The 16312-nt window shown below is 67.6% G+C and carries 16 protein-coding genes; 12 read left to right on the top strand and 4 right to left on the bottom strand.

Annotated elements, in window-relative coordinates:
• The first annotated feature begins 3 nt into the window (after window positions 1–3).
• From ABIS05_RS24450 to ABIS05_RS24430, 5 genes are all read left to right on the top strand, one after another.
• Complete coding sequence (locus tag ABIS05_RS24450) at window positions 4–669, top strand: phosphatase PAP2 family protein (RefSeq protein ID WP_348011882.1); 666 nt, start codon at window positions 4–6, stop codon at window positions 667–669.
• 117 nt (window positions 670–786) lie between these two features.
• Window positions 787–2562, top strand: a complete 1776-nt coding sequence (locus ABIS05_RS24445) for an FAD-dependent oxidoreductase (RefSeq protein ID WP_348011881.1) — start codon at window positions 787–789, stop codon at window positions 2560–2562.
• A 114-nt stretch (window positions 2563–2676) separates the two neighbouring features.
• Window positions 2677–4512, top strand: a complete 1836-nt coding sequence (locus tag ABIS05_RS24440; protein WP_348011880.1) for a 2-oxoacid:acceptor oxidoreductase subunit alpha — start codon at window positions 2677–2679, stop codon at window positions 4510–4512.
• On the top strand, window positions 4509–5561 hold the full coding sequence (locus ABIS05_RS24435; protein WP_348011879.1) for a 2-oxoacid:ferredoxin oxidoreductase subunit beta: 1053 nt from the start codon (window positions 4509–4511) through the stop codon (window positions 5559–5561). Before ABIS05_RS24440 ends, ABIS05_RS24435 begins: the two co-directional genes overlap by 4 nt.
• 208 nt (window positions 5562–5769) lie before the next feature.
• Entirely contained in the window at window positions 5770–6267 is a 498-nt protein-coding gene (locus ABIS05_RS24430) for a hypothetical protein (protein WP_348011878.1), read from the top strand.
• Between the two features lie 4 nt (window positions 6268–6271).
• Here ABIS05_RS24430 and ABIS05_RS24425 read toward each other — a convergent pair whose 3' ends face one another.
• A complete protein-coding gene (locus tag ABIS05_RS24425; RefSeq protein ID WP_348011877.1) occupies window positions 6272–6619 on the bottom strand; it encodes a hypothetical protein in 348 nt (115 codons plus the stop codon).
• Between the two features lie 99 nt (window positions 6620–6718).
• Here ABIS05_RS24425 and ABIS05_RS24420 point away from each other — a divergent pair, with 99 nt between their 5' ends.
• The 3 genes from ABIS05_RS24420 to ABIS05_RS24410 are packed head-to-tail and all read left to right on the top strand — an operon-like array spanning window position 6719 to window position 10019.
• A complete protein-coding gene (locus tag ABIS05_RS24420; RefSeq protein WP_348011876.1) occupies window positions 6719–7144 on the top strand; it encodes a helix-turn-helix transcriptional regulator in 426 nt (141 codons plus the stop codon).
• A gap of 54 nt (window positions 7145–7198) precedes the next feature.
• The gene (locus tag ABIS05_RS24415; protein ID WP_348011875.1) at window positions 7199–7612 is read left to right on the top strand and encodes a VOC family protein; all 414 of its coding nucleotides are present in this window, start codon (window positions 7199–7201) and stop codon (window positions 7610–7612) included.
• A gap of 10 nt (window positions 7613–7622) precedes the next feature.
• On the top strand, window positions 7623–10019 hold the full coding sequence (locus ABIS05_RS24410; RefSeq protein WP_348011874.1) for an excinuclease ABC subunit UvrA: 2397 nt from the start codon (window positions 7623–7625) through the stop codon (window positions 10017–10019).
• 15 nt (window positions 10020–10034) lie between these two features.
• On the opposite strand, the gene ABIS05_RS24405 is transcribed toward ABIS05_RS24410, so the two are convergent.
• Together ABIS05_RS24405 and ABIS05_RS24400 are read right to left on the bottom strand one after the other, a co-directional pair.
• Window positions 10035–10682 (bottom strand): DUF4272 domain-containing protein, encoded by a 648-nt coding sequence (locus ABIS05_RS24405; RefSeq protein WP_348011873.1) that lies wholly within the window; start codon window positions 10680–10682, stop codon window positions 10035–10037.
• A gap of 39 nt (window positions 10683–10721) precedes the next feature.
• Window positions 10722–11420, bottom strand: coding sequence for a DUF899 family protein (locus ABIS05_RS24400; protein ID WP_348011872.1), 699 nt, complete (start codon window positions 11418–11420; stop codon window positions 10722–10724).
• A 179-nt stretch (window positions 11421–11599) separates the two neighbouring features.
• On the opposite strand from ABIS05_RS24400, the gene ABIS05_RS24395 reads away from it, so the two are divergent.
• Complete coding sequence (locus ABIS05_RS24395; RefSeq protein ID WP_348011871.1) at window positions 11600–11845, top strand: hypothetical protein; 246 nt, start codon at window positions 11600–11602, stop codon at window positions 11843–11845.
• A 7-nt stretch (window positions 11846–11852) separates the two neighbouring features.
• On the opposite strand, the gene ABIS05_RS24390 is transcribed toward ABIS05_RS24395, so the two are convergent.
• A complete protein-coding gene (locus ABIS05_RS24390; RefSeq protein ID WP_348011870.1) occupies window positions 11853–12788 on the bottom strand; it encodes an NAD(P)-dependent oxidoreductase in 936 nt (311 codons plus the stop codon).
• A 97-nt stretch (window positions 12789–12885) separates the two neighbouring features.
• Between ABIS05_RS24390 and ABIS05_RS24385 the strand changes: the two genes are divergently transcribed.
• From ABIS05_RS24385 to ABIS05_RS24375, 3 genes are all read left to right on the top strand, one after another.
• The gene (locus tag ABIS05_RS24385) at window positions 12886–14943 is read left to right on the top strand and encodes a M13 family metallopeptidase (RefSeq protein WP_348011869.1); all 2058 of its coding nucleotides are present in this window, start codon (window positions 12886–12888) and stop codon (window positions 14941–14943) included.
• 821 nt (window positions 14944–15764) lie between these two features.
• Window positions 15765–16028 carry a hypothetical protein gene (locus ABIS05_RS24380; RefSeq protein WP_348011868.1) on the top strand — a complete coding sequence of 88 codons (264 nt, stop codon included), beginning with the start codon at window positions 15765–15767 and terminating at the stop codon, window positions 16026–16028.
• Window positions 16029–16104: 76 nt separating this feature from the next.
• The coding region (locus ABIS05_RS24375; protein WP_348011867.1) for a hypothetical protein at window positions 16105–16312 on the top strand (208 nt) is incomplete at its 3' end.

The following is a 16312-nucleotide window of genomic DNA, read 5'->3' as shown; positions in this document are numbered from 1 at the left end:
TCGATGTTGAAGACCTACCGCTGGCCCTTGCTGGCCCTCCTGCTGCTGCTGGCCTGGGACGCCAGCCATCTCGACCTGTGGGCCATGCGGTCGGTGGTTGGCGCCAGCGGCTTTGTGCTGCGCGAGGCCTGGGTCACGCGGGTGTTGATTCACGAGGGTGGGCGCGTGGTGTCCTACGTGGCCATGGTCTTCATCGTCGTGCTCAACCTGTGGCCGCGGCTGCTGCCGGCGCTGAACCGGCGCGAGCGGGTCTGGTGGCTGGTGGTGACGCTGGTCTGCTTGGCCGTCATCTCGCTGATCAAGCGCTTCAGCATGACCAGCTGCCCCTGGGACCTGGCCGAGTTCGGCGGCGCGGCGCAGTACGTGTCGCACTGGGCCTTTGGCGTGAGCGACGGCGGCGGCGGGCATTGCTTTCCATCCGGCCATGCCAGCGCCGCGTTCGCCTACCTGGCCGGCGGCTGGGCGCTGGCGCGGGCCTACCCCAAGGCAGCGCGGGCCTGGTGGGTCAGCGTGGTGGTGCTGGGCGCGATCTACGGCGTAGGCCAGATGCTGCGCGGCGCCCACTACCCCAGCCACACGATGTGGACGGCGTGGATCTGCTGGGCGGTGACGGTGGCCGCCACGTCCGTCGGCCCCGGCCGGATTCGCCACAGCGCAGTCACGGCCTGACACCAACTACCGGGCTTTAGTCAGCCGTGAGCCGGGTTTGCAAAGGGTTTCCACGTTGATCTGTGGGGATCGCCAGTCCTAGACTGCCGCGACAAAAAGCACCACGGAGGAGACACCGTGCAGCGCAGCGACATCTCGGACCCGGCCTATTTCCACAAGGTCGTCGATTGCCAGTGGGCCTGCCCCGCGCATACCCCTGTGCCGGAGTACATCCGCCTCATCGCCCAGGGGCGGCACGACGAGGCCTACTGGGTCAACTGGGTCAGCAATGTCTTTCCCGGCGTGCTTGGGCGAACCTGCGACCGGCCTTGCGAACCGGCGTGTCGACGGGGGCGGGTTGAAGAGAAGCAGGCGGCCAAGCCCGAGCCGGTGGCCATCTGCCGGCTCAAGCGCGTGGCGGCGGACAACAAGACCGATGAGTTCCGCGCCATGCTGCCCAAGCCCGCCGCGAAGAACGGCAAGCGCGTGGCCTGCGTGGGCGCGGGGCCGGCGTCGCTGGCGGTGGCGCGTGACCTGGCGTTGGAAGGTTATGCCGTCACCGTGTTCGACGGCGAGGCCAAGCCGGGCGGCTTCATCCGCACGCAGATCCCGCGCTTTCGGCTGCCTGAACGGGTCATCGACGAGGAGTGCGGCTACATCCTCGGGCTGGGCGTGGAGTGGCGGGCCGGGCAGCGCATTGAGTCGATGGAGGCGCTGCTGGCGGAGGGCTGGGACGCCGTCTTCGTCGGCTGCGGCGCACCGCGCGGGCGCGACCTGCCGCTGCCGGGGCGGCAGGAGGCGGGCGAGCAAATCCACATCGGCATCGACTGGCTGGCCAGCGTCAGCTTTGGCCACGTGACGGCCGTTGCGCCGCGTGTCATCGTGCTGGGCGGCGGCAACACGGCCATGGACTGCTGCCGCTCGGCGCGGCGGTTAGGCGCTAGCAGCGTGACGGTGGCCGTGCGCAGCGGCTATGCGCAGATGAAGGCCTCGCCGTGGGAAAAGGAGGACGCCGAGCACGAGGGCATCCCCATCCTCGACTTCCATGTGCCGCTGGCCTTCGAACACGTGGACGGCAAGCTGACCGGCATGCGTTTCAAGAAAGCGCAGACGGGCGAGGAGATTGTGTTGCCCTGCGACGAGGTGCTGCTCGCGGTCGGGCAGGAGAACAGCTTCCCGTGGATCGAGCGCGACGCGGGGCTGGCCTTCGACGAGCACGGCCTGCCAGTGCTGGACGCGCAGAGCTTTCAGTCCTCGCTACCCCATGTGTTCTTCGGCGGCGACGCGGCCTTCGGGCCGAAGAACATCATCACGGCGGTAGCCCACGGCCACGAAGCCGCCGTCAGCATCGACCGTCTGCTGCACGGCGAGCCGGTCACGCAGCGCCCGCCGCCGCACGTCAACCTCGTCTCCCAGAAGATGGGCATCCACGAGTGGAGCTACGACAACGCCATCACGAATGACCTGCGCAGCAAGGTGCCGTGGACGGCTGCAGCCATCGCGCTGGCCAGCATCAAGGTCGAGGTCGAACTGGGCTTTGACGCGGCCACCGCGTTCAAGGAAGCCCAGCGCTGCCTGAACTGCGACGTGCAGACGGTGTTCGCGCCCAAGCTGTGCATCGAGTGCGATGCCTGCGTGGACATCTGCCCGATGGACTGCATCACCTTCACCGACAACGGCGACGACCTGCGCGAACGGCTGACCGCGCCAGCGCTGAACCTGATGCAGGACGTCTATGTCGAAGGCGGGCTGAAGACGGGCCGCATCATGGCCAAGGACGAGGACGTCTGCCTGCACTGCGGCCTGTGCGCCGAGCGCTGCCCGACGGGGGCGTGGGACATGCAGAAGTTCCTGCTGGTGACGGCCAAGGCGGGTGCGGCCTGTCGGGACCACGCCGGTCGCAAGGGCGGTTGATATGCCAAAAAGATACACAGCCACAGAGGCACAGAGACACAGAGAAAGCGGAATGACGGCCCCTCTGTGCCTCTGTGCGTCTGTGGCTTTGTTTGAATTTGAGGAGTTCCTCGCATGAGTCGCATCGAAGCCACCAACGATTTCGTCGTCAAGTTCGCCAACGTCAACGGCTCCGGCTCCGCGTCGGCCAACGAGCTGTTCGCCCGTGCCATCCTGCGCATGGGCGTGCCGGTCAGCCCGCGCAACATCTTCCCGAGCAACATCCAGGGCCTGCCGACCTGGTACGAGGTGCGCGTCAGCGAGGCCGGCTGGCTGGGCCGGCGCGGCGGCGTGGACTTGATGGTCGCCATGAACCCGCAGACCTGGGATCAGGACCTGGCCGAGATCCAGCCCGGCGGCTACCTGTTCTATGACAGCACCAAGCCGATGCCGGCCAGCGCCTTCCGAACGGACATCCACGTCATCGGCATGCCGGTCACGGCCATCTGCAATGCCACCTACGACGTGCCGCGCGAGCGCACGCTGTTCAAGAACATCATGGTGCTGGGCGCCTTGAGCGAGCTGATGGGCATTGGTGCGGCTGTCATCGAGACGCTGTTCGCCGAGCAGTACAGGGGTAAGGAACGACTGCTGGACTCCAACGTCCGCGCGCTGCACGCTGGCCGCGAGTTTGCGCGCGACCATCTCTCCGTGCAGCCCTTCGGCCTGGCGGTGAAGCCCGCCGATGCCGTCGGCGACAAAGTCTTCCTCGAAGGCAATGCCGCGACGGCGCTGGGCTGCGTCTACGGCGGCGCCACGGTCTGCGCCTGGTACCCGATCACGCCGTCGTCTTCGGTGGCCGAGGCCTTCGAAAAGTACGCGGGTAAGTTCCGCATCGACGCCGAGACCGGTGAGAAGCGTTACGCCATCGTGCAGGCCGAGGACGAGATCGCGTCCATCGGCATCATCACCGGCGCCGGCTGGAACGGCGCGCGCGCCTTCACCTGCACCTCGGGCCCCGGCGTGTCGCTGATGACCGAGTTCCTGGGCCTGGCCTATTTCGCCGAGATCCCCTTCGTCGTCATCGACGTGCAGCGCGGCGGCCCCAGCACCGGCATGCCCACGCGCACGCAGCAGGCCGACCTGCTCTCCAGCGCCTACGCCTCGCATGGCGACACCCAGCATGTGCTGCTGCTGCCCGAAGACCCGCGCGAGTGCTTCGAGTTCGCGGCCGATGCGCTGGACCTGGCCGAGCGCCTGCAGACGCCCGTCTTCCTGATGAGCGACCTCGACATCGGCATGAACCAACGCCTGTGCGCGCCGCTGGCGTGGGACGACGCGCGCCGCTACGACCGCGGCAAGGTCATGACGGTGGAGCAGCTCGACGCCGGCATGCCCTTCGCCCGCTACAAGGACGTGGACGGCGACGGCATCCCCTGGCGCACGCTGCCCGGCACGCATGAGAGCAAGGGTGCCTACTTCACGCGTGGCACCACGCGCAACGAGCAGGCCATCTACTCCGAGCGCGGGGAGGATTACGTCCGCAACGTCGAGCGCCTGCGCGCCAAGTTCGCCACTGCCGCGCTGCTCGCGCCGCAGCCGTTGGTGCGTTCTGCGGCGAAGAAGACCAGCCTGGGCGTCCTCTACTTCGGCTCCACCGCGCCGGCCATGGACGAGGCGCTGGCGGCGCTGGCCGAAGCCGGCATCCACCTCGACGCGATGCGGCTGCGCGCCTACCCGTTCGCGCCCGCCGTGGCCGAATTCATCGCCGCGCACGACAGCGTCTTTGTCGTCGAGCAGAACCGCGACGCGCAGATGCGCCGCATGCTGGTCAACGAGTTGGAGGTGGCGCCCGCGCAGCTGACCAAGGTGCTGCACTTCGACGGCACGCCCATCACCGCGCGCTTCATCACCGACGCGATCACGCGCCATGTGCATGCGCTGGCGACGGCGCCGAGGAGTGCAGCATGACCTACCTCGCCAAGCCCAAGCTCCACCACCCCAGCCTGACCAAGAACGCCGTCGGCTACACGCGGCGCGACTACGAAGGCAAGGTCTCCACGCTCTGCGCCGGCTGCGGCCACGACTCCGTCTCCAGCGCCATCGTGCAGGCCTGCTGGCAGCTCGATATCCAGCCGCATCGCATCGCCAAGCTCAGCGGCATCGGCTGCTCCAGCAAGACGCCCGACTACTTCCTCGGCGCCAGCCACGGCTTCAACACCGTGCACGGCCGCATGCCCAGCGTGCTGACCGGCGCCTACCTCGCCAACCGCGACCTGCTCTACCTCGGCATCTCCGGCGACGGCGACTCCGCCTCCATCGGCCTGGGCCAGTTCGCCCACGCCATGCGCCGCGGCGTGCGCATGGGTTACATCGTCGAGAACAACGGCGTCTACGGTCTGACGAAAGGCCAGTTCAGCGCGACGGCCGACAAGGGCTCGGTCGCCAAGAAAGGCGCCACCAACAACGACACCGCCATAGACCTCGCCGCGCTTGCGCTGCAGCTCGGCGCCACCTTCGTGGCGCGCAGCTTCTCGGGCGACAAGGCCCAGCTCGTGCCCCTCATCGAAGGCGCCATGCGCCACGGCGGCGCGGCCTTCATCGACGTCATCAGCCCCTGCGTGGCCTTCAACAACCATGCCGGTTCGACACGCAGTTATGACCACGTGCGTGAGCACAACGAAGCGCTGAACCGCATCGACTTCATCGACCTGGCGGCCGAGCAGGTTGTCGAGCACTCGCCGGATGTCGTGGACGTGCCGCAAGCCGACGGCAGCACGCTGCGCCTGCGCAAGGTGGCGCCCGACTACGACCCCACCGATCGCCTCGGCGCCATGAACGCGATGCAGCGCTTCGCGGCGGGTGGCGAGATTGCGACGGGCCTGCTTTACGTCGACCCGACCGCACACGATTGGCACGCCGCGCAACGCACGGCGTCCGCGCCGCTCAACACGCTTGGTGAAAAAGACCTTTGCCCGGGGTCGGCGGCGCTCGCAAAAATCAACGCCGGCCTGAGATGAAACAACCCCTCGCCCAGTCTCGCCTCGCTGCACGCGGGCGAGTCCAGTCGGTCCTCCGAGGGGAAGGCGATGCTTGCGGCATCGAGCCGCAAGCACATCGCCAAGGCGGGCCGGCTTGGGAGCGGCCCGGCGCTCGGCCCGAATACCCCTGTTTCATGCGCCGCAGTTGAGGCGGACATGGGCGGATAGCTGAGATGATCCGCGCGCCATGCGCCCACACCACCTCGCCCTCACGCTCGCTGCCATCCTTGCCCTGACTGCCTGCGCCAGCTCCAGTCCCGACAAGGTGGCCTCCGCCGCCACCACGCCGCTGTCCGACCTTAACGTCGTCCGCGCCGACATCCCCGAAGTGCTGAGGGCCGCCGCCGCCGCGCCCTACGCGCAGCCGGCCGACGTCAGCTGCCCCGCGCTCGCGGTCAGCATCCGGGCGCTGGACGAAGTGCTCGGCCCCGACCTCGACGCGCCCACCGGCAAGAACAACACCGGCCTGCTGGAGCGCGGCGAGGACGCCGCCACCGGCGCACTGCAGCGCACGGCCGAGGGTGTCATTCCCTTCCGCGGCTGGATCCGCAAGCTGAGCGGCGCCGAGCGCTACGCACGCCAGGTCAACGCGGCCATCACGGCCGGCGGTGTGCGGCGCGGCTTCCTGCGTGGGCTGGCGGTCGCCAAGACCTGCGTGGCGACCACGCCGGCCAAGCCCGCCTAGCGCGTCAGCGCGCCTTGGTGCCAGCCCCGCGCCCGGTAGCCGGCGCGGCGTCATCCAGGTCGAGGTCGTCGACGACTTCCTCGCCGTCGGGCGTGTCGATGATGCGGTCGACACCGATGTCCGAGGCCTCCGTCTCCGTCGAGTCCTCACCCGTGCCCTCGATGGGCGCCACGGCTTGGTCACGACCCAGCGTCACGTCGACGGGCTCGCCTGGGTCGGCGGTGGGCAGGCTGTCGATGCCGACAGTGTCGCTGCCGCTGTCCGAGTTGTCGGACGGCCCGAGCGCTTCTTCATCGGTGCCCTTGGGGCGTTGAGGTGCCTTCTCGGTGCCTACAAGGCTGCTGTGTCCCATAACGGTCTCCATTTGCGGGGGATGACCCAGTCTGCGCCGCAGGGCGGGCGGGTGGCGTCGGACGAGGGCACGCCGGCCGTAGGACATATCCTCGCGGCCATGCCTGCGCCTACCACCGACACGCACCTGCGTGACCTCGCCCGCCTGCGCCGCGTGCGCGACCGCATCGACCGCGACTACGCACAGCCGCTGGACGTCGAGGCGCTGGCGGTGGGCATCGGTATGTCCGCCGGCCACCTGAGCCGGCAGTTCCGCGCGGCCTATGGCGAGTCCGTCTACGCCTACCTGATGACGCGGCGCATCGAGCGCGCCATGGCCCTGCTGCGCCGCGGCGACCTCAGCGTCACGGAGGTCTGCTTCGAGGTGGGCTGCGCCTCGCTGGGCACCTTCAGCACCCGCTTCACCGAACTGGTGGGCGTGCCGCCCAGCGTCTACCGGCGCGACGCGGCGGGTGCGACCGAGGGCCTGCCGTCCTGCGTCGCCAAGCAGGTGATGCGACCGATCAGGAATCGAGAAGCGCCGTAACGGCAGCAAACCTAGACTGGCTCCATGGCCTTTTCAACCCCCGGAGACAAACCCATGGACATCACCATCCACTCGACTTTTCTGCCCCACAGCGACGCCGAAACCTCGCTGACCTTCTACCGCGACGTGCTCGGCTTCGAGGTGCGCAAGGACGTGGGCTACGGCGGCATGCGCTGGATCACCGTGGGCCCCAAGGGCCAGCCGGGCACGTCCATCGTGCTCTACCCGCCGCAGGCCACGCCCGGCGTCACCGACGACGAGAAACGCACCATCGCCGAGATGATGGCCAAGGGCACGTTCGCGATGATCCTGTTCGCCACGCCCGACCTGGCCGCCACCTTCGACAAGCTGCAGGCCGCTGACGCCGACATCGTGCAGGAACCCACCGACCAGCCCTACGGCGTGCGGGATTGCGGCGTGCGCGACCCCGCCGGCAACATGATCCGCATTCAGCAACAGGCTCGCTGACTGCCGACACATGGCCACGAAGAAGACACCGCCTGCCGCCGCTTTCACTGCTCCCGTGGCTGCCCGCCACGACCTGATTCGGGTGCAGGGCGCGCGCGAGAACAACCTCAAGGACATCAGCGTCGACATCCCCAAGCGGCGGCTGACGGTGTTCACCGGCGTTTCCGGCTCGGGCAAGAGCTCGCTCGTCTTCGGCACCATCGCGGCCGAGTCGCAGCGGCTCATCAACGAGACCTACAGCGCCTTCGTGCAGGGCTTCATGCCGCCGCTGGCACGGCCAGACGTGGACGTGCTGGACGGCATCACCACGGCCATCATCGTGGACCAGGAGCGCATGGGCGCCAACGCGCGCTCCACGGTCGGCACGGCGACGGATGCCAACGCGATGCTGCGCATCCTGTTCAGCCGCCTGGGCCAGCCGCACATCGGCCCGCCCGCAGCGTTTGCCTTCAACGTGCCGTCGGTCAAGGCCACCGGCGTCATCACCGTCGACAAGGGCGATGCCAGCCAGGCCGTCAAGCAGACCTTCACCCGTACCGGCGGCATGTGCCCGCGCTGCGAGGGCATGGGTGCGGTCAGCGACTTCGACCTGACGCAGCTGTTTGATGCGAGCAAGTCCATCAACGAAGGCGCCGTCACCATCCCCGGCTACAGCATGGACGGCTGGTACGGCCGCATCTTCCGTGGCTGCGGCTTCTTCGACGCCGACAAGCCCATCGCCAAGTTCACCAAGCGCGAGCTGCACGACCTGCTGCATAAAGAGGCGACCAAGATCAAGGTCGACGGCATCAACCTGACCTATGCCGGCCTGATCCCGTCCATCCAGAAGTCCTTCCTGTCCAAGGACGTGGAGGCGCTGCAGCCGCACATCCGCGCCTTTGTCGACCGCGCCATCACCTTCGCGACCTGCCCCGAATGTGGCGGCACGCGCCTCGGCGAGGCGGCGCGCTCCTCGCGCATCGCCAAGCTCAACATCGCCGAGGTCTGCGCCATGCAGATCAGCGACCTGGCCGGCTGGGTGCGCGGCCTGAAAACGTCAAAGGCGGCGCCTAACGTCGCACCGCTGCTGACCGCCTTGCAGCAGCTGCTGGACTCCTTCGTCGAGATCGGCCTGGGCTATCTGTCGCTGGACCGACCCTCTGGCACGCTGTCCGGCGGCGAGGCCCAGCGCACCAAGATGATCCGCCACCTCGGCTCGGCGCTGACCGACGTGACCTATGTCTTCGACGAGCCCACCATCGGCCTGCACCCGCACGACATCCAACGCATGAACGAGCTGCTGCTGCGGCTGCGCGACAAGGGCAACACGGTGCTCGTCGTCGAACACAAGCCCGAGGTCATCGCCATTGCGGACCACGTCATCGACCTCGGCCCGCGTGCCGGCTCGGGCGGCGGCGAGGTGGTCTACCAGGGCAGCGTGGCGGGCCTGCGCGCCAGCAACACGCTGACCGGCCGCCACCTCGGCGACCGTGCCGCGCTCAAGCCGTCGGTCCGCAAGCCCAAGGGTGCGCTCAAGGTGCGCGGCGCCAGCACGAACAACCTGCAGAAGGTCGATGTCGACATCCCGCTCGGCGTGCTCTGTGTCATCACCGGCGTGGCGGGCTCGGGCAAGAGCTCGTTGATCCACGGCTCGGTCGCGAAGCTGGAGGGCGTCGTCGCGGTGGATCAGGCCGCCATCCGCGGCTCGCGGCGCAGCAACCCGGCCACCTATACCGGCCTGCTCGACCCCATCCGCAGCGCCTTCGCCAAGGCCAATGGCGTGAAGCCCGCGCTCTTCAGCGCCAACTCCGAAGGCGCCTGCCCGGCCTGTAACGGCGCGGGCGTCATCTTCACGGACCTGGGGCCCATGGCCAGCGTGGCGACGACCTGCGAGGACTGCGAGGGCAAGCGCTTCCAGCCCGCGGTGCTCGAATACAAGCTGGCCGGCCGCGACATCAGCGAGGTGCTTGCGATGCCGGTCACCGAGGCCACGGCCTTCTTCGCCTCGGCAAAAGTCCCGGCGGCCCACGCCATCCTGGAGCGCCTGGCCGACGTCGGCCTGGGCTACCTCAGCCTGGGCCAGCCGCTAACGACGCTGTCAGGCGGCGAACGTCAGCGCCTCAAGCTCGCCACCCACATGGCCGAGAAGGGCGGCATCTACGTGCTGGACGAGCCGACGACGGGCCTGCACCTGGCCGACGTCGAGCAACTGCTGGCGCTGCTGGACCGGCTTGTCGACAACGGCAAGTCCGTCATCGTCATCGAACACCACCAGGCCGTCATGGCCCATGCCGACTGGCTCATCGACCTCGGGCCGGGCGCGGGGCATGGGGGCGGCAAGGTCGTGTTCGAGGGCACGCCGGCGGCGCTGGTGAAGAGGAAGTCGACGCTGACGGGCCAGCATTTGGCGGCGTACGTCGTGGGCTAGGCCGACTGGCTGCGCTCATGTGTCGGTGCCCACCATGTCCCAGTCATCCTCATCGTCGTAGCGCGTCATCCAGTTGACGGCGTGATGCCACTCCTGGACGACACCGCCCTGAACGCCCGCAGGCTCTGAAAGACCGCTGACATGAGCGTCTCGCACTGCCCAGTGCAAGCGGTAGAGCAAATCGGACCAGTCCAGCACCTCGGACACCGTGCGCGGTGAGATTGATGCCTTCAGTGTCGAAAGGTCATCGCCTTCTTGTGGAAACAGGTGCATGAACCTTTCTACCGACGACTGCTCGGAGGGAATATCGAGTTGGTCGATGAGACCCGCGCACCATGCCAGGAAGTAAAGGCACTCCAGCCGCCATGTGGCTTGAATGCGCTGTCGGTCCGTTGGCTCCGATGCCAGCAAAAAGTCCTTCTCTTGCGGCGACAACCAACCGAGCAGTTGTTTGTCCGTCATGTACCTGCGGAAGAATTCGTTGCCGTCCAAGAAGGCTGTTCCTGCAACCGCCCACAGCGCAACCAGCCGCTGCAGGAGTTCGTCGGGCGTCCGCAAAAGAGTCTCCTCCTCCGACTCCACCATCGGCAGGTGCAGGTTGATTGGGATATCGAGTGCCGATAGCCGATCCTCCGAAGCTCGTTTGCGCTGCAGGGGTGTCATGTGGATGCTCGTTGCTGACCAGCCCCAATGTTGCCCCAGTCAGTACTGCAGCTTCGGATACCAATCCGCCGGCCGCCCCTCCGGCGTCAGGTCCAGGATGGACCACAGCGACGCGATGTCCGGCGCGTCGCGCGGGTCCTGGCCCGGGTCGGCCATGGCCTTGGTCATCTCGCTGGCCCAGAACAGACGCACCTCGTCACCGTCGCGCTTGAAGACGATCAGCGCCGGGAACTCGCTGCCATCGGGCAGCAGGATGCCGAGGTCATTGGCGTAGTCGTCCCCCACCGTCTGCACGAAGTTCAGGTCGCGCCAGCCGCGCTCCTGCGCGAAGGCGTACTGCCGTTCCACCGGCGAGCGGCCGAGGATCTTCAGCGCCACGCGCTGCTTGATGTCGGCCGCATTGCCGTTCACCGAGCCCAGCCAGTTGGTGCACATCGGGCAGGGCCGCTGGCGCTGCGGGCCGTACATCCAGAAGTAGGTCACCAGCGTGTCCTTGTCGCCGAACAACTCGGCCAAGCCGACGTCGAATCCCTGCTCGTCCTTGAAGCGGTAGTCCTTCTTGATGACCGGGCCAGGCGGTAGCGCGCGGCGCTGCTCTCCGAGGCGCGTCATGTGGCGGCGGAACTCGATTTCCTCAGCCAGCAGGGCCTGGCGGGCGGCCTCGTACTCGGCGGAGGCACCAGGAAAGGGCGTTCTGGCCTGACTGGCCAGTTCAACGGCGGGGGTGAGGGCGGGCATGGCGGCTCCCGGTGTGGTGAAAAGGCCATGCTGAGCGCCATTGCGGTGCATGGCTGTCGGCTGCGGGCAAGCCTGCTTGCAAGCGGGCGCCTACAGGACACACACTTGGCGATCGGGTCGCTTTGTCGCCGCTGCGCTGCGAATGGCGTCTCCTGACAAGCCCTCTTCAACGCAACGTCATGATGCATCTGCCCACGCCCCGTCGCTTGCTGGACGCGCTGGCCTCGCAGCGCCGCCCTGTTGATCAAGGGATCAACCGCAGCCACGAGCCCGTGCTGCACTTCGACAGTCTGCCGCCGCCGCCGTCTGCGGCACCGCCGCCGCCGTTGCTGCGCCGGGCCATCGAGCTGGAGCTGGAGGAAGGCAGCCGCCGCGTCTACGTGCCGATGGCGGAAGCCGAGGTCGTCGACCGGCCGCGCCGGTAACGCCTCGTCAGATCGGCGTCGGCAGCGGTTCGCCGCGCCGCAACGCCTCGACGTTAGCAATGAAGTTGCGCACTGTGGCGCCAATGGACTGCGGCGACCAGCCGGCCACGTGCGGCGTCAGGATGACGTTGTCGAAGGCCAGCAGTTCAAGCGGCGGCTGCGGTTCGCTGTCGTAGACGTCAAGCGCAGCGCCGGCGATCTGCCCGGTGCGCAGCGCGGCGGCCAGCGCGGCTGTGTCAATGCAACTGCCGCGCGCGATGTTGACGACATGCCCACCCGCGCCCAGCGCCGCCAGCACCTCCGCGTTGACGATGTGCTTCGTGCCCGCACCGCCGGGCGTGGCCACGACGAGGTCGTCGGCCCAGTGGGCCAGGCCGGCCGCGCTGTCGAAGTAGCGCGCATCGCCTGCATCGGCCTTGGGCTGGCGGTTGTGATAACCGATGACCATGCCAAAGGCCGCCGCGCGCCGGGCGATCTTCTGGCCGATGCCACCCAGCCCGATGACGCCCAGCCGCCGGCCGGTGAAGCTGGGGTAGAGCGGCAGTGCGTCGCGCCAAGCGCCCGCCCGCAGGGCCAGGCCTTGCCGGGGCAGGGCGCGCACGCTCGCCAGCAGCAGGGCCAGCGCGTGGTCGGCCACGCAGTCGTCGTTGGTGCCGGCGCCATTGCACAGCGCCACGCCGCGCGCGCGGGCGGCGGCCAGGTCCAGGTTCTCGTAGCCGGCGCCCTGGGCGGCCAGCAGTGTCAGGTTGGGCAGCGCGGCGATTTCGGCGGCCGTGAAGCCGACAGAGCCATTCGTCAGCACCAGCTCGATGTCGGCCGCATGGGCCGCTATTGCTGCGGCGCGCGAGGCGGCGTCCGGCGCGTCGATGACGCGAAAGCGCTCCAGCAGCAGGGCCTTGTGTTCGGCGGCAATCGGGACGAGCAGCAGCAGGGTGTCGTTCATGCGGCCATCATGCCGCGCGGCCCGCTCCTGCAGCCGCTGACGAATGGCGACGCCGCAGCGCGCACCCACAATCGCTGCACTTCACTCGAGCTTTGCCATGAAACGACTGCTGCTCTCCGCCCTGCTGGCGGCCACCTTGACCCCAACTTTGGCCCAAGCTGCCGACGAGGCGCCGCTGGACGCCTTGCCCTACACGCCCAGCCTCGACGTGACGGCCATGGACCGCAGCGCCGACCCCTGCGAAGACCTGCACCGCTTTGCCTGCGGCGCCTGGAGCAAGGCCAACCCCATCCCGGCCGACCAGTCGCGCTGGTCCGTCTACGCCAAGATGGCCAACGAGAACCAGCGCTACCTTTGGGGCGTGCTGAACAAGCTTGGCGACACCGCTGCCGCGCGCAGCCCGGCCCAGGCGCAGCTGGGCGACTACTTCGCCAGCTGCATGGACGAGGGCGCCGTGCAGGCCGCCGGCCTCACCGGCCTGCAACCGCTGCTGGACCGCATCGCCGCACTGAAGGCCAAGCGCGACCTGCCGGCCCTGCTGGCGGAGCTGCAGCTCGCCGCCGGCGATGACCGCCTCTTCTTCGGCTTCAGCTCGGGCCAGGACTTTGCCGACGCGACGCGCCAGATCGCCTTCGCAACGGCCGGCGGCCTGGGCCTGCCCGACCGCGACTACTACCTCAAGCGCGACGCCAAGACGCTGAAGATCCGCAACGCCTATGAGGCCCATGTGGCCCAGGTGTTCACGCTGCTGGGCGAGTCGCCCGCTGCAGCCAAGGCAGCAGCGCGCAGCGTGCTGGCTACCGAGACGGTGCTGGCCAAGGCATCGCTGAGCAAGGTCGACAAGCGCGACCCCTACAAGACCTTCCACGGCGTGGACGCCCGTGGCCTGCAGGCCCTCACGCCCGGCTTCGACTGGGCCGCCTTCCAGGCCGGCCTGGGCCAGGCGCCCTGGCAGGCGCGCTACAACGTCACTGAGCCGGCGTTCTTCAAGGCGCTGGATGCGCGGCTCAAGGCCATGAGCCTGGCCGACGTGCAGACCTATCTGCGCTGGCAGCTCGCCAGCAGCCTCGCCCCCATGCTCGACAACCGGTTCGTGCAGGCCAACTTCGACTTCTACGGCCAGACGCTGACCGGCACGCCCCAGCTCAAACCCCGCTGGAAGCGCTGCGTGCAGCTCGTCGACCTGCAGCTCGGCGAGGCGCTGGGCCAGGAGTTCGTGGCGCGCAACTTCACGCCCGAGCTGAAGGCCGCCACGGTGCAGATGACCGACGAGATCAAGGCCGCCATGGCGCGCAGCATCGACAGCCTGGCCTGGATGAGCGCCGAGACCAAGGCGCGCGCGCAGGCCAAGCTCCAGACCATCGTCAACAAGGTCGGCTACCCCGAGCGCTGGCGCGACTACGCCGGCCTGGCCGTGCAGCGTGCCGACTTCCTCGGCAACGTCGTGCGCGGCAATGCCTTCGAGGCCAAGCGCCGCCTGGCCAAGATCGGCCAGCCGCTGGACCGCGGCGAATGGGGCATGACGCCGCAGACCGTCAACGCCTACTACGACGCGCAGATGAACGACATCAACTTCCCCGCCGGTGTGCTGCAGGCGCCGCTCTACGACGCCAAGCTGGACGAGGCGCCCAACTACGGCAACACCGGCGGCACCATCGGTCATGAGCTGACCCACGGCTTCGATGACGAAGGCCGCCAGTTCGACGCCCAGGGCAACCTGAAGAACTGGTGGACGAAGAAGGACGGCCGCGAGTTCGAGAAGCGCGCCGCCTGCGTGGCCGGCCAGTACGCCACCTACACCGTCGTCGACGAGATCAAGATCAATTCCAAGCTCACGCTGGGCGAAGACCTGGCCGACCTCGGCGGCCTGGTGCTCGCCTGGGAGGCGTGGAAGGCGCACATGCAAGGCAAGGCCGGCGAGTCCCGCGACGGCCTCAGCCCCGAGCAGCGCTTCTTCGTCGGCTTTGCCCAATGGGACTGCGCCGACGCCCGCCCCGAGGCGATGCGCGTGCAGGCCAAGATCGACCCGCACTCGCCCGCCAGGTGGCGCATCAACGGCGTCGTCGTCAACATGCCGGAGTTCGAGAAAGCCTTTGCGTGCAAACCGGGTGCCAAGCTGGTGAAGCCGGCGGGGCAGCGGTGCAAGGTGTGGTGAGCTTGTCCGCCGTGGCAGGGGCGGCCGTCGACTTGGCGCGCGGGCTCCTCGCCAGGACCTTGACCTGCGATGACAGTTGTCCGGACAGGCGGGCTCGCTTGAAGGGCCGGACGATCTCTTGCACTTTCTTCGGCACTTCGTGATCGATGAAGACCTCCGCAAGCGGGATCCGGGCTATGCGCAGTTGCAGGAAGGCGAGCTGCGCAAACTGCTCCGGCAAGCCGACGGATTGAGCCATTGACAGCAGGGCGCACGTCGCGGATCGGCCGGGAGCGGGCATTCACTGGCCGCAGCTTCGGGGCACATGCTGGACAGTCACGGCACTGCCGAAGTGCAGCTGACGCGGTCTGCCCTTGCCGCCGCTGCAATTTCGCGGCCGGTGCGGCGGAGCGCGTTTCTGCACGAGTTGGGAATCCAGCGCCTCCGGCTGGCATCATTAGGGCGACGCTGAATAAGTCCCCGCGATGCAGCGCGCCCTGGTTTGGGATGGGCTGCAAGGCGCAAACCGCAGCCATAGCGGGCTATGGCGAGGATTTGCAACGCTGCAGGCCGCCCAAAGCAGGGATGCGCTGCGCGCGAGGGACTTGTTCAGCGTTGCCTTAGCCCTCAACCCGCCTCGCTGAGCCCGGCCTTGTAACGGCGCGCCGCTTTTGCCGGAAATTTAATGACCGTTTAGTCCAGCAAAATGTTTGAACATTTCCATAGAAATCAATCGGTTGTGCTGGTTTCTGTAGCCGGTTCTAGGGCTCAGCCAGCCTGCCTAAGAGGCGTCGGCTGTCTCCCGAGAACACGTTGAAGCGCAAACCAGTGCAGAGTTGTTCATGAGCCAATCGAGCTGTCAAGGACGCGGCGGGAGCCAGGCGGGAGAGGCGATCGCCTTCATCGCATCCATGCTCGTTCTGTGCGGGCTTATGTACTACACGTACACCTATCCCTATCCGAGCGGGCATCCACCGAGCTTGGGAAGCTTCGCGGCGTTTTGGTTACGCGAACTCGTCATCTTGCTGTGTGCGCTGGTCGTAGCGCTCATCATCGCAATCGGCTGGGTCCGTCGGGTGTTGCTTGGGTTGCGGGGCAACACATGAATATGCGCTTCAATCGGGCATTGCAGCGGACCTGCGCCAGCTACGCTGGCTGGCTGGCTCGCTGAATTTCAACGTTATGCAGCTTGAAACCCAGCCCTTTGATACTTCAACGACCGTTGACCGCGGATCGGACATCGCGGAAGTTCATTTCGTTGGCGGGCGGCTCGAAATCTTGATTGCATCCTCGCCCGCTGGTCAGCAGCGGTTCAATGGTTTGCGGATTTCGTTTCCAGAGGCTTGCGAGTTCCGCATGCTTGATGAAGCCGACCTCGCCAGGTACTGGG

This window comes from Roseateles sp. (genome assembly GCF_039929605.1).
Classification (GTDB): domain Bacteria; phylum Pseudomonadota; class Gammaproteobacteria; order Burkholderiales; family Burkholderiaceae_C; genus Pelomonas.
Note: the sequence above shows the minus strand (reverse complement) of the source record. Positions and strands in the feature narration are given on the sequence as shown.